General features: G+C 41.4%; 21 protein-coding genes. 2 read left to right on the forward strand and 19 right to left on the reverse strand.

The window, feature by feature from the left end:
* Positions 1-254: 254 nt before the first annotated feature.
* From ACAN53_RS13665 to ACAN53_RS13675, 3 genes are all read right to left on the reverse strand, one after another.
* Positions 255-830: a TIGR01440 family protein gene (locus ACAN53_RS13665; protein ID WP_379970671.1), complete on the reverse strand. Its 576-nt coding sequence runs from the start codon at positions 828-830 to the stop codon at positions 255-257.
* 92 nt (positions 831-922) lie between these two features.
* A complete protein-coding gene (gene rpiB / locus ACAN53_RS13670; RefSeq protein WP_379970672.1) occupies positions 923-1,366 on the reverse strand; it encodes a ribose 5-phosphate isomerase B in 444 nt (147 codons plus the stop codon).
* A 56-nt stretch (positions 1,367-1,422) separates the two neighbouring features.
* On the reverse strand, positions 1,423-1,866 hold the full coding sequence (locus tag ACAN53_RS13675) for a low molecular weight protein arginine phosphatase (protein ID WP_379970673.1): 444 nt from the start codon (positions 1,864-1,866) through the stop codon (positions 1,423-1,425).
* Between the two features lie 541 nt (positions 1,867-2,407).
* On the opposite strand from ACAN53_RS13675, the gene ACAN53_RS13680 reads away from it, so the two are divergent.
* On the forward strand, positions 2,408-2,797 hold the full coding sequence (locus ACAN53_RS13680; RefSeq protein WP_379970674.1) for a DoxX family protein: 390 nt from the start codon (positions 2,408-2,410) through the stop codon (positions 2,795-2,797).
* Between the two features lie 580 nt (positions 2,798-3,377).
* On the opposite strand, the gene ACAN53_RS13685 is transcribed toward ACAN53_RS13680, so the two are convergent.
* The 14 genes from ACAN53_RS13685 to ACAN53_RS13750 all read right to left on the reverse strand — a co-directional run bounded on the left by ACAN53_RS13685 (position 3,378) and on the right by ACAN53_RS13750 (position 16,065).
* The gene (locus ACAN53_RS13685; protein WP_379970675.1) at positions 3,378-3,941 is read right to left on the reverse strand and encodes a manganese efflux pump MntP; all 564 of its coding nucleotides are present in this window, start codon (positions 3,939-3,941) and stop codon (positions 3,378-3,380) included.
* A gap of 57 nt (positions 3,942-3,998) precedes the next feature.
* Positions 3,999-5,036 carry an L-threonylcarbamoyladenylate synthase gene (locus tag ACAN53_RS13690; RefSeq protein ID WP_379970676.1) on the reverse strand — a complete coding sequence of 346 codons (1,038 nt, stop codon included), beginning with the start codon at positions 5,034-5,036 and terminating at the stop codon, positions 3,999-4,001.
* A 106-nt stretch (positions 5,037-5,142) separates the two neighbouring features.
* Positions 5,143-5,589: a mechanosensitive ion channel protein gene (locus tag ACAN53_RS13695; protein WP_379970677.1), complete on the reverse strand. Its 447-nt coding sequence runs from the start codon at positions 5,587-5,589 to the stop codon at positions 5,143-5,145.
* Positions 5,590-5,638: 49 nt separating this feature from the next.
* The gene (gene spoIIR, locus ACAN53_RS13700) at positions 5,639-6,460 is read right to left on the reverse strand and encodes a stage II sporulation protein R (RefSeq protein WP_379970678.1); all 822 of its coding nucleotides are present in this window, start codon (positions 6,458-6,460) and stop codon (positions 5,639-5,641) included.
* A 73-nt stretch (positions 6,461-6,533) separates the two neighbouring features.
* The gene (prmC, locus tag ACAN53_RS13705) at positions 6,534-7,385 is read right to left on the reverse strand and encodes a peptide chain release factor N(5)-glutamine methyltransferase (RefSeq protein ID WP_379970679.1); all 852 of its coding nucleotides are present in this window, start codon (positions 7,383-7,385) and stop codon (positions 6,534-6,536) included.
* The gene (prfA, locus tag ACAN53_RS13710) at positions 7,385-8,452 is read right to left on the reverse strand and encodes a peptide chain release factor 1 (protein ID WP_379970870.1); all 1,068 of its coding nucleotides are present in this window, start codon (positions 8,450-8,452) and stop codon (positions 7,385-7,387) included. Before prfA ends, prmC begins: the two co-directional genes overlap by 1 nt.
* A 106-nt stretch (positions 8,453-8,558) precedes the next feature.
* On the reverse strand, positions 8,559-9,140 hold the full coding sequence (locus tag ACAN53_RS13715; protein WP_379970680.1) for a thymidine kinase: 582 nt from the start codon (positions 9,138-9,140) through the stop codon (positions 8,559-8,561).
* Positions 9,141-9,278: 138 nt separating this feature from the next.
* Positions 9,279-9,524: a type B 50S ribosomal protein L31 gene (locus ACAN53_RS13720; RefSeq protein ID WP_379970681.1), complete on the reverse strand. Its 246-nt coding sequence runs from the start codon at positions 9,522-9,524 to the stop codon at positions 9,279-9,281.
* 184 nt (positions 9,525-9,708) lie between these two features.
* The gene (rho, locus tag ACAN53_RS13725; RefSeq protein WP_379970682.1) at positions 9,709-10,980 is read right to left on the reverse strand and encodes a transcription termination factor Rho; all 1,272 of its coding nucleotides are present in this window, start codon (positions 10,978-10,980) and stop codon (positions 9,709-9,711) included.
* A gap of 401 nt (positions 10,981-11,381) precedes the next feature.
* Complete coding sequence (gene glpX / locus ACAN53_RS13730) at positions 11,382-12,347, reverse strand: class II fructose-bisphosphatase (RefSeq protein WP_379970683.1); 966 nt, start codon at positions 12,345-12,347, stop codon at positions 11,382-11,384.
* 27 nt (positions 12,348-12,374) lie between these two features.
* On the reverse strand, positions 12,375-13,661 hold the full coding sequence (locus tag ACAN53_RS13735; protein WP_379970684.1) for a UDP-N-acetylglucosamine 1-carboxyvinyltransferase: 1,287 nt from the start codon (positions 13,659-13,661) through the stop codon (positions 12,375-12,377).
* A gap of 182 nt (positions 13,662-13,843) precedes the next feature.
* The gene (gene fsa, locus ACAN53_RS13740; protein ID WP_379970685.1) at positions 13,844-14,485 is read right to left on the reverse strand and encodes a fructose-6-phosphate aldolase; all 642 of its coding nucleotides are present in this window, start codon (positions 14,483-14,485) and stop codon (positions 13,844-13,846) included.
* A gap of 151 nt (positions 14,486-14,636) precedes the next feature.
* Positions 14,637-15,494: a class II fructose-bisphosphate aldolase gene (locus ACAN53_RS13745; RefSeq protein ID WP_379970686.1), complete on the reverse strand. Its 858-nt coding sequence runs from the start codon at positions 15,492-15,494 to the stop codon at positions 14,637-14,639.
* Between the two features lie 202 nt (positions 15,495-15,696).
* Entirely contained in the window at positions 15,697-16,065 is a 369-nt protein-coding gene (locus tag ACAN53_RS13750) for a response regulator (RefSeq protein ID WP_379970687.1), read from the reverse strand.
* A 172-nt stretch (positions 16,066-16,237) separates the two neighbouring features.
* Between ACAN53_RS13750 and ACAN53_RS13755 the strand changes: the two genes are divergently transcribed.
* Positions 16,238-16,765, forward strand: coding sequence for a DUF2529 family protein (locus ACAN53_RS13755; protein WP_379970688.1), 528 nt, complete (start codon positions 16,238-16,240; stop codon positions 16,763-16,765).
* A gap of 56 nt (positions 16,766-16,821) precedes the next feature.
* Here the strand turns inward: ACAN53_RS13755 and ACAN53_RS13760 are convergent, their stop codons facing one another.
* Together ACAN53_RS13760 and rpoE are read right to left on the reverse strand one after the other, a co-directional pair.
* On the reverse strand, positions 16,822-18,429 hold the full coding sequence (locus ACAN53_RS13760; RefSeq protein ID WP_379970690.1) for a CTP synthase: 1,608 nt from the start codon (positions 18,427-18,429) through the stop codon (positions 16,822-16,824).
* 231 nt (positions 18,430-18,660) lie between these two features.
* Positions 18,661-19,212 carry a DNA-directed RNA polymerase subunit delta gene (gene rpoE, locus ACAN53_RS13765; protein WP_379970691.1) on the reverse strand — a complete coding sequence of 184 codons (552 nt, stop codon included), beginning with the start codon at positions 19,210-19,212 and terminating at the stop codon, positions 18,661-18,663.
* Between the last annotated feature and the right edge of the window lie 112 nt (positions 19,213-19,324).

The following is a 19,324-nucleotide window of genomic DNA, read 5'->3' on the forward strand; positions in this document are numbered from 1 at the left end:
CACGTTTTGGTCATTTACATTCTAACATGACTTGTGACAAGGTAAAAGAAAAAATCGAGAATTAACTGAAAAATGATACATTTTTCTGTTAAACATTATTTTTCCATTGAAATGACTCCGAATTTGGGTTCGGATTCTCTGGGATTGGATCGCATTTTATCAGGTTTCGATCGTACACGCCAGGAGCCCATACCCCACGCCTCATAAAAAAAAGAGAATAACAAAAAGGATTTCTCCCTCTTGCTATTCTCTCCTTATTTTGTGCTCATTACCGACTCATTATCCACTGCATAGACAGCTCTTGCACCGCCGATTAGCTTTGGTCTTGTTTTCGCCATGGTGACATGGGCTTGACCGATTTCTTTGATACTTGTTCGTATCGGAACAGGCACATGCTTAAGATGCATGCCGATGAAGGTATCACCAATGTCAATGCCGCCGTCTGCTTTTACAAATTCAACGACAACGGGATCGTTCATATGATGATAGGCAAAAGTCGACAAAGCGCCACCTGCCGAACGTACCGGAATTACAGATACCATTTCAAATCCACGGCGCTCTGCCGCCTTGCGCTCAATGGTAAGAGCTCGGTTTATATGTTCGCAGCCTTGGAAGGCAAGCATAACGCCTGTTTCCTCTTGAAACTGCTTTAATTCGGTATAAATCGTCTCTGCTACAGACATCGTTCCCGCTGTACCAATTCTCTCACCAATTACTTCACTCGTACTGCATCCAACTACAAAAAGATCGCCTTCCTGTAAGTGAGCCTGCTCTTGATAATCAGTAAGTGCTGTGTGTAATTGTTGTTTCCATATTGCTAACTCATCCATCACGATTTTCTTCCTTTCGTGGATTTGGGGTTCATTATAGCATGCTTATACTTGGCAAAAAATAAGAATCGTTCTCGTTTTTTCAACAAGAATTACTCTGCTTCGTATTGACCGATTTTGCCTACTCTTCGTTCATGACGTCCGCCTTCATATTCCGTTGTTAACCAAAGACGCGCGATTTCTCTTGCAAGACCGGGGCCAATAACACGTTCACCCATTGTTAAAATATTGCTATTGTTATGCTGACGTGTTGCCTTCGCACTAAACATATCATGCACAAGCGCCGCGCGAATTCCTTTTACTTTATTTGCAGCAATCGACATACCGATTCCAGTTCCGCAAATTAAAATACCACGATCATATTCCCCGCTTGCAACCTTCTCTGCTGCCGGAAATGCAAAATCAGGATAATCAACAGAGCCTGCTTCACATTCACAGCCTAAATCTGTATATTGTATTCCCATTTCTTCTAATAAACTTACAACTTCCTTACGAATATTAATACCACCATGGTCTGATGCTACGATTACTTTCATGTGTTGTCCCTCCAATACTGATTTCCAATCTATTATTATACACGAAACGATGATCTTTACGAATGTTCCTGCTCTAGTTTTTCAATAAAACGTTGAATAAGATTTTCCAGTTCATCTAGTGTCTCTTTATAAACAGAAAGTGAACCACCATACGGATCCGTTATATCGCGTTTTGATTCCCCAGCCGCTTCATATAATGTAACAATTTTCCCACTTAAATGAGGATAAAAAATGAGGATATTATCACGATGGCTTCCCGTCATCGTTACGATCAAATCTGCCCAGTCAAGCAATTCCTCCGTCACCTGCTGTGAGCTATGATTCACTGCAATGCCCTTATTCTCTAATGCGTGCTTTGCATGCGTCGATGCATCGCTCCCCGGCTGCGCAAATAAGCCCGCTGACTGTACTTCATGAGATTCCTTTGCATAATGACGAAAGATTGCCTCTGCCATCGGACTGCGACACGTATTTCCCGTACAAACAAATAGGATGTTCATACCATCTGCCTCCTTACGCTTGTAGTTTCTGCAAGCATATACTTCTATCATACTGCAACAGTGGGAAACTTGGTAACAGAATGTCTGAAAAACCATTAAAACAGGCACCCATCCAGAAATCCACGAAAAAAACAGCCATCGTCCTCACATGACAAACGGTCATCGAACGTGGCGAACAGCATATATTTATTATTGAATAACTTTTATTTAACATTTACTAAATTGACAAAAAAATCCACGCATTTTCCGTACAAAATGCGTGGATTTTATGTAATGTCCTAGTTTCCAAGTACAAGGCTATCGTACCAAAACCATGTAAAGGCTAATAACCACTTTATTTGTTTTTTTGTAAAATTAGAAATCAAATGCGTATCAATCACTAATCGCGTATGGCTCATATACCTCCATATTAACGGTCTACGGAAGGAAATTAAATTTCATTTAATAAATTTATTATAAGTCGCTTGACAAAAGTAAGTTACTGAATTATGATAGCTTATGTAAAGTAAGTTAATAAATATTTCAGGAGGAATTACAAATTATGTTAGACTTAGGACTTTTAATTATTCGTTTAATCATCGGACTTCTTTTCATTGGTCACGGCGCGCAAAAACTTTTCGGTATGTTTGGTGGCTACGGCTTAAAAGGTACTGGTGGTTGGTTAGAATCAATCGGAGTAAAACCAGGAGTGTTTATGGCATTTATGGCTGGTGCTTCTGAATTTGTTGGAGGACTTTTATTCGCAGCTGGTGTACTTACTTGGGTAGGTGCAATCCTAATTGTTATCACGATGGTTGTAGGAATTGCTACTGTACATGGTAAAAACGGTTTATGGGCTACAGCAAACGGATATGAATATAATCTTGTATTAATCGCCGTAGCAGTTGGCGTTGCATTATCTGGCCCTGGAGCATACGCTTTATTTAAATAATAATACTCTCTAACGAAACAAGCACGGCCTAGGCCGTGCTTGTTTTTTTTATGATTCAGTTACAATTTTTCAGCGCATGCCAAACGGCAGCGAAATCGTACCGAGCCTGTTCTTCCCAGCATGATTCCCTTGCTTCAAAGAGTCATTAATAGAATCAGCATTGGGGCGCTTTGATTCCCTCGAACCCGGAATAATCGGGATAGCGGTCTTCAATGGGGTGCTTTGATTCCCCTGAACCCAGTAAAATCGGATTTGCGGTCTTCAATCGGGTGCTTTGATCCCCTCGAACCTGGAATAATCGGACTTGCGGTCTTCAATCCGGTGCTTTGATTCCCTAGAACCTGGAATAATCGGATTTGCGGTCTTCAATCGGGTGCTTTAATCCCCCTGAACCAAGTAAAATCGGATTTGCAGTCTTCAATCGGGTGCTTTGATTCCCCTGAACCCAAAAAAATCGGACTTGCAGTCTTCAATCGCGCCGCCGTTAATTCCACCATTCCCGCCTTTAACCGGTTCCATCTTTCCCCGACCCCACCAACCCCACAAAAAAAGCGAAGTCCAAACGCTCTCTTCGCTTTTTTCATATAGGAAATAATAACTTCAAGCCAAATCCAATGAGGATAGTTGCACCGAGCACTTGTCCGTAAGTTCCGAGCATTTTCTCTGCGTGGCGACCCAAAATAAGCCCTGCCCAGGTGAGAAGTGCGCTGACAAGTCCAAAAATAACAATGGTTGCCACTGTACGTGCTCCGTATATGCCAAGGCTTAATCCGACAGAAAAGCTGTCTAAACTGACGCCAAAGGCAAATACATATAAGCCAAGTCCAGTCGCCTGTATGGATCGCTCTTCGTTTCCTCTCAAAAATGAAGAGTACAAAATGTGAAATCCAAGACCGAGTAAGAGTACGCCTCCTACTATCATAGCCAGCGATCCGAATTTTTCTGATAAGAGACGGCCGATTACGATTCCTAAAAGTGGCATAATAACGTGAAACAAACCAATAATCATGCCTATGTATAAGATTTGCCCCCATCTCAATCGGGTCATTCCCATTCCTAGGCTTACCGAAAAAGCATCTAACCCGAGGGCAAATGCCATAATAACGAGTGTTACCAGCTCCCCGATGATATGTTCTATGCCCATATGCTCCCTCCTTGGACTCGCTACTTAAACATATGCACGTCCTAAGGAGGATAGAAGCTATTTTTCAACGATGATATGATGGCCGGCTGCTTTCGTTAACCGGTTCATGATTGCATTGCCCAATCCTTCTCTCGGAAAGGATTCACTGTAAATCACATCTACCCCAACCTCATCAAACTTTCGCAGCGTATCATATAAATGGGCGGCAACTGTCGCAAGATCTGCCCGTTTGCCGCATACGAGTACTTGATCCGCTTGGTAGAAGTCCGCATTTTCCTCTGTTGTTAAAATGCCAACCTTTTTCCCTTCTTGCTTCGATGCAAGCTGCTGCACATATTCGCGCGAGCCTTCAACGATAGTGAGCGGAGATTTCGGTGCATAGTGCTTGTACTTCATGCCGGGTGCCTTTGGTTTTTGCGATTGATCCTGAAGCCCTTTATCCAACAGCACCGGGCCAATTACTTCCTCTAGTTGCTCCCTTGTTATACCGCCTGGACGTAAAATGGTAGGAACATCACTTGTAATATCAAGTACTGTTGATTCCACTCCGACGCCGGTCGCACCGCCGTCAACAATACCGGCAATTTTTCCGTTTAAATCCGTACTGACATGAGAAGCAAGCGTTGGGCTCGGGCGTCCCGATACATTTGCACTTGGTGCTGCGATAGGAACATGGGCCATTTTCAGTAGCGCATGTGCGACAGGATGATCCGGCATACGAATAGCAACCGTGTCTAGCCCCGCCGTTACCCTTGTTGCCACATGATTCGAACTTGGAAAAATAATCGTAAGCGGACCAGGCCAAAATTTTTCCATCAACACTTGAGTAAGGGGGGGAATACTAGATACAAGCGGCGTCAGTTGCTCTTGGTCTGCAATATGAACGATGAGAGGGTTGTCACTCGGTCTTCCTTTTGCTTCAAAAATCTTTCGCACTGCCTCCTCATTTGTTGCATCTGCACCGAGGCCATAAACGGTTTCAGTTGGAAAGGCTACGACCTCTCCTTGCTGCAGAAGATTTGCAGCTTCCTGAAGTTGTGGATATGTGCTTTCTTTTTCAACATTTTTATCCACAGACCAAATCTTTGTTTTCATGATATAAACACGTCCTTTTTCTTGTAAGAAAATCATTATTTATCTAGTTTACTACGAAAAAAGCGGCAACTACAAATAGGGTTTATCCACAGATTGTGAATAACCCTTATAAAACGGTGGATAACATTGTGAATAGCTGACAATTCAAAATAATAGAGTCCTTATCCACATTCTTTTTAAAGTGCTCCATCTCAGTTATATGCTCCGGTACTTTTTCCACATGTTGAAAGCCAAACATGTGGAAAAGTGGAAGATCGCTTTTCCGTTTTGCGATCATATAGACGCTCGTCATCCCTTTTTGCTGCAAACTTTGTAAAAGTGTCTGTAGTAATGCCAGTATATGCATAGGATTCACCGCCGGTCGTAGCACAAGGGACCGTAGTAAGGCGTCCGTTTGACTTCGTTCATACCCAATTGTCGCCTGGATCTCACCTTGTTCATCTTCATAAATGAGAAACTGCCCCAAAACTGGCGCTATGTTTTCCGCACCCACACGAGCCTGTCCAAGAAAGGCTATAAGACGTGGAATATCTTGCTCTGTTGCAAAACGCATCGCATTCACCTCCTTCTATAACGTATGAAGGAGGTGCTGCAAACAGTCCTTATTTTGAAAAGAAAGAGGAAATCACTTCAACAAGGAAAAACTTTACCTTTACTGGCTCCCCTGCATCGTCTACTTTTACAGTTGGCGGTTGCTTTTCCTTTACCTCTGCATTTGCTTCTTCATCATGCAATAGTTGCTCTTCCTTCATTAGCCGCACCCGTTCATTTACCTTAGAAGTAATCTGCTTACTGTGCATAACTGCTGGCTTATCCACAGTCTTCGTTTTAACCGTATGCATAGGTTTTGGTTGCTCTGTCTCTTCTGTTTTTACCGTAGACGGTGTTTCATCCGGCTGCTGCTCTACCTTTGCTGGTTCTTTCTGAATAGCCGTACCTGTTCCAAAATCGAGAAAGCATAGGGGAGGAAATAGGACGCACCACCAGTTCGCCCCTTCACCCTTTCCTAAGGTGACCAAAACAGCCTCATATTCTCCTGCTGGATAAATGAAATTGCCATATACCTTGGTCGGAAAGGATATATGCGTGTTAAATTCAACCTTGTACGATTGATTGCTATGCTCTTCCTTCAACACTTGTGCGACAGTTTTTTCAAGCTGGGGAGTGCGGCTTTGAATGATTACACGTGCTTCCTCCACAGAACGAAGGTCTGCTACCCACGTATCAATTTGCTCCTTCACACGGTCGCGAACTTTCCGCTTTAACGCCTGGTCTTGTTCGCTATCACTATTTGCTAAAATGCGAAGTCTGATTGCATCATTTGGAATCGTATTTGCCTGTGCCTTCGTATATCCAAAATGCGCCGTAATTTGCGCGCCCATTACGAGTAAAATCAGATAAGCAATTAGTTTTTTTCTCACCATCTACACCGTCCTTTCTAGTAGTAACAGTGTGGACAGATGAGAGAAATCTTAAACTATGAATCTAAAAAAATTGTTAGCCTATTTCTGCAATGACGATTCGGTCTTTTCCGTTTATATCATAGATAATATCTACAGTTGCCTCTGGAAATGTTTCGACTAGCATCTGCGAAATGGCCTCGCTTTGCCCCGCTCCGTATTCAAAGGCAACAATCGCACGGTCGTTTAGCACGAGTGGCAGTTCCTCCATAAAGCGGCGGTAGAAGTCAAGCCCATCTACTCCGCCAACTAAAGCTCGGGGCGGCTCATGCTCCTTCACAACAGGAGATAGCTCCTCCCATTCCTCATATGGAATGTACGGCGGATTAGAAACGACAACATCTAGCTTTTGGCCAGCCTGTATAAATGGCTTAAGTAAATCGCCATGATAGAATGTTACATTGGCCCCGAGTTCACTTGCATTTTGCTTGGCAACCGTAAGCGACGTAAGAGCTATATCCACGGTTGATACGGATAGATGCAAATTTTCTAATGCTAATGTAATAGCAATCGCACCGCTTCCCGTACCAATGTCAGCAACTTTAAGCATTGAGGGGCCAAATACCCGCTGAATCCGCTTTAGAACATGAAGGACAAGCTCCTCTGTTTCTGGGCGAGGAATAAGTACTTCTTCGTTTACATGAAACAAGCGTCCGTAAAAGCTTTCATAACCCGTAATATACTGAAGAGGAATTCCTTCAGAATGACGCTGTACCATTTCTTCAAACAGTGCCTGCTCCTTCGTAGTAAGTTCGTCCTGCAATTTCATTAGCATACCTGTTCGATCGGTCCCAAGTGTGTGGAGAAGAAGTAGCTCTCCGCTATTGTCATCGCGTCCTCTTTCCCGCAAAAAAGAAGAAGCCCATTTGAGGGCTTCATATACGCGCATTATTCTGCGTCCTCCATCCTCTTGGCCTGATCTTCCATAATTAAAGCCTCGATTACTTCATCCAGTTTTCCTTGCAGAATTTGGTCAAGCTTTTGAATGGTCAAACCAATGCGGTGGTCCGTCACGCGGTTTTGCGGGAAGTTATACGTACGAATCCGTTCTGAGCGATCGCCGGTTCCAACTGCTTGCTTCCGGTTTTGATCATACTCAGCCTGTGCTTCTTGTTGAAATTTATCGTACACACGTGCACGAAGTACCTTCATTGCTTTATCTTTGTTTTTAATTTGTGATTTTTCATCCTGGCAGGATACAACTACTCCTGTCGGAATATGGGTTAAACGCACCGCTGACATCGTTGTATTAACACTTTGTCCTCCTGGACCACTGGAACAAAATGTATCTACGCGAATATCCTTGTCGTTAATATCAATTTCTACTTCCTCTGCTTCAGGCAGGACAGCTACCGTTGCCGTGGAAGTATGAATACGGCCGCCTGACTCTGTTTCTGGCACACGTTGTACGCGGTGTGCACCATTTTCAAACTTCATCTTACTGAACGCACCTTTGCCGTTAATCATGAAAATGATTTCTTTAAAACCACCAAGCTCTGTATAACTTGCTTCAATAACGTCGCATTTCCAGCCTTGCATTTCCGCATAACGGCTATACATACGATATAAAGTAGCTGCAAACAAGGCTGCTTCATCACCGCCTGCTGCACCGCGAATTTCAATAATAACGTTCTTATCGTCATTAGGATCTTTCGGAATAAGAAGAAGGCGTAACTTCTCTGCCAATTCTTTTTCCTGTGCTTCTAAATCAGAAATTTCTTCTTTAACCATCTCACGCATATCAGCGTCTAATTTATCCTCTAGCATTGTTTTTGCATCTGCTATTTGCTCACGGATGCCCTTATACTCACGATAGACAGTCACTGTTTCTTGAATGTCAGACTGTTCCTTCGAATACTCACGAAGCCTTTTCGGATCATTTACGACAGAAGGATCGCTCAAAAGTTCGTTGAGCTTCTCGTAACGGTATTCTACTGCCTGTAGTCGATCTAACACGTCACTCACCTCAACATCCTAAGTTTCTAATACATTAGTATAATCCGCAAGAAGAGTAAAAAGCAAGTTGCAAACCCTTTTCGGATCCAATCTACATCAACAACGTTTATACTTCTTCTGGTACTTTATGACAATGGCGACAACGTGGTTCATAGGACTCCGATGCTCCCACTAGAATAATGGGATCCTCAAAGGATGCCGGTTCTCCGTTAATTAGACGCTGCGTTCTGCTTGCAGGTGCCCCGCACTTAGAGCAAACCGCCTGCAGCTTTGTCACACCCTCCGCAATGGCCATTAACTGAGGAACTTGTCCAAATGGTAGACCTCGAAAATCCTGGTCTAAACCAGCAACAATGACACGAAAGCCTCGGTTTGCAAGTGTTTGCACCACTTCCACAATGCCCTCATCAAAAAACTGTACTTCATCAATAGCAATTACATCTAATTCTTCTGTTACATAATCATATATTTCAGTTGAAGAGGTAACCGGAACTGCTGTAATACTCGCTCCATTATGTGAGACTACATCTTCTTCACTATATCGTTTATCGATGCTCGGTTTCAATACAATGACATGCTGCTTCGCAAATTGTGTTCGTCTGACGCGTCGAATCAATTCCTCTGACTTACCAGAAAACATACTTCCACATATCACTTCAACCCAGCCATTTCGGTTCATTACATACATAAAAAAAGCCTCCCTTATTTCATAAGAAGCAGTTGGATGCGACTCCGCAAAAAAGCAGGCAAGCTTAGCTTGCCTGCTTTACTTACGCAATCACATTTTGTCTTTGCGGAGCGAACCCCGTAGTAGCAAAATGATACATTACTTAAGACCGTATTTTTTGTTGAAGCGATCAACACGTCCATCTGCCGTAGCAAATTTTTGACGTCCTGTGTAGAATGGGTGAGAATCAGAACTGATTTCCACTTTGAATAACGGATATGTGTTGCCGTCTTCCCATTCAATCGTTTCGTTAGAGAACTTTGTAGATCCGCTTAGAAACTTAAAGCCAGTGTTAATGTCCATGTACACTACTTTATTGTATTTTGGATGAATTCCTTGTTTCATTATCTTTCAACTCCTTCCGCCCTGAATCATGTTAGAAACAGAGTTCATTATCAAATGCTAAAATAGCATAGTTTAACGATAAAACACACATGAGGAAATTATAACAGTGCACTTTACTTTTTGCAACTATATGTTAGCTATAATTCACTGTTTATTTTTTTGGCATTCTATCCAGTACGAAGCTTTACTTAGTAGACACTGTTCCCTTATTCTCAGCCATAATCAATTGAAAAAACTCTTCATTTGTTTTTGTATTCCGTAGAAGACGTAAGAACCGCTCTAAGAAATCAGGAGTATCTGACATCGTTTTGCGAATCGTCCATAATTTATCCAATCGTTCTTTTGGAAGAAGAAGTTCTTCCTTACGCGTTCCAGAACGACGAATATCAATTGCCGGGAACACGCGACGTTCAGATAAATTACGATCCAAATGAAGCTCCATATTACCTGTTCCTTTAAATTCTTCATAAATGACATCGTCCATACGAGAACCTGTTTCAATAAGTGCTGTAGCCAAAATCGTTAAGCTACCGCCTTCTTCAATATTACGGGCTGCCCCGAAAAATCGTTTTGGACGGTGAAAAGCAGCTGGATCAATCCCACCAGACAATGTTCTACCGCTTGGAGGAATGACTAGATTGTAGGCACGTGCAAGACGAGTAATACTATCCATTAAGATAATAACATCTTTTTTATGCTCAACGAGACGCATCGCACGCTCAAGTACTAGCTCAGCCACTTTAATATGATTTTCCGGTACTTCATCGAATGTGGAACTCACTACATCACCTGCAACAGAACGTTCAATATCGGTTACCTCTTCTGGACGTTCATCAATGAGGAGGACGATAAGCTCTGCATCTGGATGATTCGTTGTAATACTATGAGCGATTTCCTTTAATAGCATCGTTTTACCAGCCTTCGGAGGAGCAACAATGAGACCACGTTGTCCAAAGCCAACAGGTGCAAGAATATCCATAATACGAGTGGATAAATTCTTCGGCTCTGTTTCGAGTACCATTTGCCGATCCGGATAGAGCGGTGTTAGTGCTGGAAAATGCACACGTTCCTTTGCCGTTTCAGGGTCTTCACCGTTAACAGCTTCCACTTGTAGTAAACCAAAATATCGTTCATTTTCCTTTGGAGGGCGAACTTTCCCAGATACTTTATCTCCGTTACGTAAATCAAAACGACGGATTTGTGAAGCGGAAATGTAGATATCTTCAGAACTTGGGGAGTAATTGATTGGACGAAGAAAACCAAAACCCTCTGATTGAATAATTTCTAGTACGCCTTGCATAAAGAAGAAGCCTTCTTTTTCTGCCTGTGCTTTCAAGATTGCAAACACGAGCTCTCTTTTCGTTAGCTTGCTGTAATAAGAAATTTTAAATTCCTTTGCTTGTTCATATAGTTCTTTTAACTTCATGCTTTCTAATGCTGAGATTGTTAAACTCATCGAGACACCACGCTTTAACTTTACTTTTATTTGAATTGAATGAATAGGAATTTGAACGGAAGGTATTTATGAAAGAGTACGTGCAAGTAGAATAATATTCACTATTGTAACCTCTTTTTTCCGCATTTAATCAATTGTTACTTGCATTCTATTTAGAATAAGGGAAAAAACTATAAAAAATGAAAATGGTATTTGGAGAATACGAACAAAATTAACTCTATCTTTGAATGTATACGGATTAGCATTATATTGTCAATGGAAATTTTTATCCTATTTTGGATATTTACATAAAAGATGGACGGGGCATGTCCTTCTTGGCTTAGTAGAGTTCCTCCTGCCAAAGAGGAGCAAAGGCAGGAAGAATTTCTACAAGTCCGAGCCGATATTCTATTTGTAATGAATTACTTGATTACTAGATTTGGTTTTTTGTGAAGGCTATGACGACCATCAACAAAACGAACTGTTCCTGATTTCGCTCTCATTACTAGTGATTGGGTTGTACCAAACGTTCCTTTAAATTGAACGCCTTTTAACAATTCACCATCTGTTACACCAGTTGCAGCGAAAATAGCGTCATCTCCGCGAACTAGATCTTCCATGTAAAGCACACGGTTAATGTCTTCGATGCCCATCTTACCACAGCGAATTAATTCTTCTTCATTTTGCGGAAGAAGCTTTCCTTGAAGTTCGCCGCCTAAGCATTTTAATGCCACGGCTGCAATAACCCCTTCAGGCGCTCCGCCAGAACCGAATAGAATATCAACACCTGTATGATCAAAAGCCGTATTAATAGCTCCTGCTACATCCCCGTTATCAATTAACTTGATACGAGCACCTGCATTGCGAATTTCTTCAATTAGCTTTGCATGACGTTCGCGATATAACACAGTTGCTACTACGTCTTCAATATCTTTTCCTTTTGCCTTAGCAACCGCACGTAGATTATCAATAACCGGTGCATTAATATCAACTTTACCAATTGCTTCTGGGCCAACTGCAATTTTATCCATGTACATATCAGGTGCGTGTAATAGATTACCATGATCAGCCACTGCTAACACCGCTAATGCATTCCAACCGCCTGAGGATACAATGTTCGTACCTTCTAACGGATCTACTGCTACGTCAACGCGTGGTCCATAACCTGTACCTAGTTTTTCTCCAATGTACAGCATAGGCGCTTCGTCCATTTCGCCTTCCCCGATTACAACAGTTCCTTTCATCGGTATCGTATCGAAAACTGTACGCATGGCAGATGTTGCTGCACCATCCGCTTCATCCTTTACACCGCGTCCCATCCAACGAGCAGCGTTTAAAGCTGCTGCTTCTGTTACACGAACTAATTCCATGGATAAACTTCTTTCCAAAATAATCCCTCTCCTTTTAGCCGTAAATTATGAGTTTTGTACTTGTTCGATTTCCTGATCCGACATTTGTTCGCGCCAGATGTGTGCGCCAAGACCACGCAGCTTGTCTACTAAATCTTCATACCCTCTATCAATGTGTTCAAGTCCGGTAACCTCTGTCATACCCTCTGCCATTAACCCCGCAATGACAAGCGCTGCCCCCGCACGAAGATCACTTGCCTTTACCTTGGCCCCCTGTAGATCAACAGGACCTGTGACAATGGCGGAACGCCCTTCTACCTTCACCTTAGCATTCATTCGACGTAATTCATCGATATGCTTAAATCTAGCTCCGTAGATTGTATCGGTCACAACTCCGGTGCCGCTTGCCTTCGTTAGCAGCACAGTAAACGGCTGTTGCAAATCTGTTGCAAAGCCTGGATAGACAAGCGTCTTCACATCCACGGTCTTCATACTTGCTACGCTAGTTACAACGATTTGATCGTCATCGGTTTCAATGTGAACGCCCATTTCACGAAGCTTGGCCGTAACAGATTCTAAATGCTGCGGAATAACATTTTCAATCACAATTCTACGACCGATTGCAGCAGCTAGAATCATATACGTTCCTGCTTCAATTCGATCCGGTATAATCGTATGATTACAGCCATGCAGTGAATCAACACCGTCAATGCGTATGACATCAGTTCCCGCACCTTTAATGCGAGCTCCCATGCTCGTTAGCAAGGTAGCCACATCAATGATTTCCGGCTCTTTCGCCGCATTTTCAATGACAGTTCTACCTTTCGCACGAACAGCAGCTAACATGATATTAATTGTAGCACCTACGCTTACGACATCCAAGTAAATCCGGGCTCCTCGTAGTTCTTTCGCACGAAGGTAAATCGCACCTTGCTCGTTCGTCACCTCGGCTCCTAGCGCCTCAAATCCTTTAATATGTTGATCTATCGGACGAGGTCCTAAATAACAGCCGCCAGGAAGACCAATGACCGCCTTTTTAAAGCGTCCGAGCATGGCACCCATTAAATAGTAGGAGGCACGTAACTTTTTCACCTTACCATTAGGCATTGGCATATCTACCATATGAGACGGATCTACAATCATTTCTTGTCCGTTATAGATCACATTACCGCCAATTTCTTCTAGTAAATCACCTAGCATTCTCACGTCAGAAATATTCGGTACCCCTCCGATTGTCACGGGTGAATCTGCTAGAATGGTTGCAGGAATTAAGGCCACTGCACTATTCTTTGCACCGCTTACTCGAATGGTCCCGTTTAAACGTGTTCCGCCCACAATACGTAATTTTTCCATTTCGTGCCCCTTCCTAAAAAAATTCACATTCTACCTTCCATTTTGCCTGACCTTGGCAAAAGAGTCAAAAGAACTATGGTTACCCGTACTTGTATGCTTTTACAACCGACATACTAAAACATGGCTCTTTGTGCCAAGTCGCCGCTAACTTTTCTGAAAAAAAAGATAACGATTTCGGCAGTTTAGCGATTATTCCAGTCTTGAAGAAATTGTTCAATCCCTTTATCTGTTAACGGATGTTTCATAAGCTGATGGAAAACCTTGAACGGAATGGTAGCAATGTGTGCCCCGCGAAGAGCAGCTTCCGTTACATGAAGCGGATGTCGAATGGATGCAGCAATAATTTCCGTTTGAATATTATGTTGCAAAAATATTGTTGAGATTGTTTCAACAAGCTCAAGACCATTGTGTCCGATATCATCCAACCGACCTAAAAACGGCGATACATATGTAGCTCCGGCACGGGCAGCTAATAGCGCTTGGTTCGCACTGAAAATCAATGTAACATTTGTTTGAATACCAAGCTCGCTAAGTACCTTTACTGCTTTTAATCCATCTGGCGTCATTGGAACCTTCACGGTAATATTGGGGGCTATTTGAGCCAGTTCTTTTCCTTCTGCAATCATTTCCTCTGCGTTTAAGCTGATTACCTCAGCACTTACAGATCCCTTAATGATCGAGGTGATTTCCCGCAATCGGTCATGGAAGGATACTCCTTTTTCCTTTGCAACAAGACTTGGATTAGTTGTTACACCAGCAATAATTCCCATGCTATTAATTTCTTTAATTTCTTCTAGATTCGCCGTATCAATGAAAAACTTCATTTTTATAAGTCCCCCGTTTCAACTATGAAATGAATAATCCTTCTCCGTATGTCGATTCTTGGCGCAATTTATCTAATTTTGTTCGCGCTTTCATTATACAACGAAAGGAAACCGTCTAAAAGAGTAGACGGTTTCCAATCTTATAAAATTATTATGCTTTGCCGTTAGATCCGAATTCGCGAATTTTACCAATAACAGTTGCTTTGATTGCTTCGCGTCCTGGTCCCATATATTTACGTGGGTCATAAACTTCTTTGTCTTTGCCTAGAACTTCACGAACCACTTTTGTAAATACAATTTGGTTTTCTGTGTTTACGTTGATTTTAGATGTACCTAAAGAGATTGCTTTTTTGATATCTTTTTCAGGGATACCAGTACCACCGTGAAGTACTAATGGTACTCCAGTTGCGTCACGAACTTCTGCCATTTCTTTAAAGCCTAGGTTTGGTTCACCTTTGTAAGGACCGTGAACAGAACCAAGAGCTGGAGCCATCGTGTCAATACCTGTGCGTTTTACAAGTTCTGCACATTCAGCAGGATCTGCATAAATAACACCGTTAGCAATAACATCGTCTTCTTGTCCGCCAACCGTACCTAATTCAGCTTCTACAGAAATATTACGAGCGTGTGCATATTCTACAACTTTTGAAGTGATTGCTACGTTTTCTTCAAAAGGATGATGAGAAGCATCGATCATTACAGATGTAAAACCTGCATCGATACATTCTTTACATTTTTCAAAGCTTGAACCATGGTCTAAATGGATTGCTACAGGAACTGTAATCTTCATATCTTCCATTAAACCTTTAACCATCATTACTATAGTTTTGAAACCGCTCATGTGACGAGCAGCGCCTTCAGATACACCAAGGATAACTGGGGACTTTTCTTCTTCAGCGGCAGCTAAAATAGCTTGTGTCCATTCCAAGTTGTTAATGTTAAATTGACCTACTGCATACTTACCTTCTAATGCTTTACTTAGCATTTCTTTCATAGAAACTAAAGGCATGTTAAATCCTCCTAGAACATTTTTTTGTCCGTTTCGTTCTACATTAGCTTAAACTAGATACAAAAAAATTATGTATCCAACCTATTGGACTTCCTACTACACTCAATAGGATACCAACTTGTTTTGGAAAACTCAACAGCTATACCTTTACATATATTCGATGAAAACGCTTTTTCAAAATATTTTTTCTAAATTTGTCACACTATGCACTAATAATAATTTGCTCGCGAACCGCTTGTCGTAATTCATCGATATCAAACGGCTTTGCAAAGTGCATGAGAGCCCCAAGTTTCTTCGCTTCTTGTATCATATCCAGCTCACCGTAAGCTGTCATCAATATCACTTTAATCGATTTATCGATTTGTTTCACACGCTTTAGTATTTCAATACCGTCCATTCCAGGAATCTTCATATCAAGGACAATTAAATCTGGTTTATCATTTACAACGATATCAATAGCTTGAAACCCGTTTGCCGCTTGAAATGTTTGGTATCCTTCTTTTTGAAATACTTCATTAAGCAAGATACGAATTCCGTACTGATCATCGACGATTAAAATTTTCTCGTTCATTTTCCACCAACTCCCTTATCCCCATTTGTAAGTTTTCTACTTTTTTCCTAATGTCCTACTTCTATATATTCTAAATGTTTTCCTGCTTGCCATGCGACGCGGTTTACTAATTTTTATCCAGCAGTGAAATTTTATATAATAAACAAGAAGAAGGAAAGGAGCATACAAATTAGTGAAAATATTTTCCACACAACTTCAAGGCATCTTTACAAAAATAACGCAGCAGGAAGAAATGAATATAGAAGATAGTGCCCGTCTTCTCGCACAAGCGCTCATTGCTGGTAGATCCATCTACCTATACGGCGCAGCAGAAATGCAAGGAGTGGTACTTGAGGCTCTTTACGGCCAAGAACCACTTCAAGGAGCAAAAATGCTACCTACGGAGGATTTGTCTTCCATTAGCATGGAGGATCGTATTCTCATCATTAGCCGCTTTTCAACCGATGAATCTGCCCTACTACTTGCTAAAACGCTGCAGCAACAAGGGCACTTGGTTGTCGGCATCTCTGCGCTTACTAAAGGAACGGAATCATTAGAACAGTATACGGACTTTCATATTGATACGAAATTATTATACGGACTCATTCCAAATGAAGATGGCGTGCGATACGGCTTTCCAAGTCTGATAGTCGCCCTCTATTCCTACTACTGCCTCACGTTTACAATAAAGGAAATTTTACAGGAATACGAGGAAGACTAAAAAAATCGTCACCTTTTGTACGGCTAATCCTGTACAAAGGATGACGATTTTTATTATTATTTACTTTCCTTATTTACCATTGCTGCATGCACGAAGTCACGGAAAAGTGGCTGCGGACGTGTTGGACGGGAAACAAATTCTGGATGAAACTGAGATGCAACAAACCATGGATGATCTTGTAATTCAACGATTTCAACAAGACGACCATCAGGGCTTGTACCTGAGAAAATAAATCCTGCTTGTTCCATTTGCGGACGGAATTGATTGTTAAATTCATAACGATGACGATGACGTTCGTATACAACAGGCTCGTTATATGCTTCATACGCTTTCGTACCTTCTGTAATTTTACATGGGTATAAGCCAAGGCGAAGCGTCCCACCCATATCCTCTATATCCTTTTGCTCTGGAAGAAGGTCGATAATCGGATAATTTGTTTCACTGTTAAATTCAGAAGAATGAGCTTCCTTCATTTGTAGTACATTACGTGCAAATTCAACAGAAGCAAGTTGCATACCTAAGCAAATACCAAGGAATGGCACGTTATTTTCACGAGCAAATTGTGTAGCAACGATTTTTCCTTCAATACCACGGTCACCAAAGCCACCTGGTACAAGAATACCATCTGCATCGCCAATAAGTTCTTTTACATTTTCTAATGTTACATGTTCTGCGTTAATCCATTTCACGTCAATGTCACTATCATACGCATAGCCAGCATGACGAAGTGCTTCTACAACGGAAAGATAAGCATCTTGTAATTCAACATACTTCCCTACCAAAGCAATGGTTGTTTTCTTAGATAAATTACGTACCTTTTGAACGAGAGCTTTCCACTCTGTCATATCAGCAGGCTTACAATCCAATTGTAAATGGTCACAAACGATTTGATCCATATTTTGCGCTTGAAGTTCCAAAGGAATTTCATACAATGTATCCGCATCGCGTGCTTCAATCACTGCATTTTTATCAATATCACAGAAAAGAGCAATCTTATCCTTCATATCTTGAGAAACAGGCTTTTCTGTACGAACGACAATAATGTTTGGTTGAATACCTAGGCTACGAAGTTCCTTTACACTGTGCTGCGTTGGCTTTGTTTTCATTTCGCCAGCAGCTTTAATATACGGAATGAGCGTACAGTGAATGTACATCACATTTTCGCGTCCGATATCACTCTTAATTTGGCGAATCGCTTCAAGGAATGGAAGAGATTCGATATCTCCTACTGTTCCGCCGATTTCAGTAATAACAACATCTGCATTCGTTTCTTTCCCAGCACGATAGACACGTTCTTTCAGTTCATTTGTAATGTGTGGAATAACTTGTACCGTTCCGCCCAAATAATCACCGCGGCGCTCTTTTTGCAGCACGGAGGAGTATACCTTCCCAGTCGTTACGTTGCTGTATTTGTTCAAATTAATATCAATAAAGCGTTCATAGTGACCAAGGTCAAGGTCCGTTTCCGCACCATCATCTGTTACAAATACTTCACCATGCTGATAGGGACTCATCGTTCCTGGGTCTAGGTTAATATACGGGTCAAACTTCTGAATCGTTACACTTAATCCTCTATTTTTCAAGAGTCTCCCTAAAGATGCAGCGGTAATCCCTTTTCCAAGAGATGATACTACCCCGCCAGTTACAAAAATATACTTCGTCACAAAAGTTCCCCCTTATTGGTGTTGTTTATATGAAACGCTACAACAAGTAACGTACATGAGGAGCAGTCTGTTTTATTGTTAGGTATTTTCAACTATCTAAACAAAAAAAGAAGAAAACTCCCTAATCTTCTAGTAGGGAGCTATCTTCTTTCTATATAAAACGTACATCATTACTCATTTTTTTAAAGAGCCCAAAAATGATTCTACATAGACTGTTCTAAAAAGTCAAGGTTACAATTTTTCTACCTTATCGTCATCTTCATCTAAATCTTCGTCATCTTCTTCGACAAAGACAGCTGCTTTTTCTAATTCATCTTCTTCTACATCATCGTCTTCGTCAAAAATTTCATCTAATTCCTCTTCTTCAACGAAGTCATCATCATCTTCTTCTACATCATCAATATCATCCAGTTCATCTAGTTCATCCAAATCGTCGAAGTCATCTTCCAATACGATTGGATCCTCAACTTCTTCTTTCTTACGCTTCTTCTTCGGCTTTGGTTGTGGCAGTACTTCTTCATCAATTTGTTCGTACGGATACCAAGCGCGAAGTCCCCACGTGTTTTCTCCCATGCAGATGAACCGTCCATCAATATTTAAATCTGTATAAAATTGAGATAGTCTTGAAGTCAGCTCTTCTTTCGAATAGCCAAGTGATCCGGTCATCTCCTTAACGATCTCTTGAAATGATGTAGCTTGCTTCTTACTTTCTAGTATTACAAAGGCAAGCTCAATCATTGATAATTCTTTTAGCTCTTCAGGTGAATATTGCTCTAGATTCACGTGTAAGACACTTCCTTTCCCTCATTAATCGTCCATACCCATTATAAGGCCTGTTTAAAAAAATACATACTATTCATTATAAACAATTCATACTGCTTTATGCTACAAAAAA

This window comes from Ectobacillus soli, assembly GCF_042610425.1.
Classification (GTDB): domain Bacteria; phylum Bacillota; class Bacilli; order Bacillales; family Bacillaceae_G; genus Ectobacillus.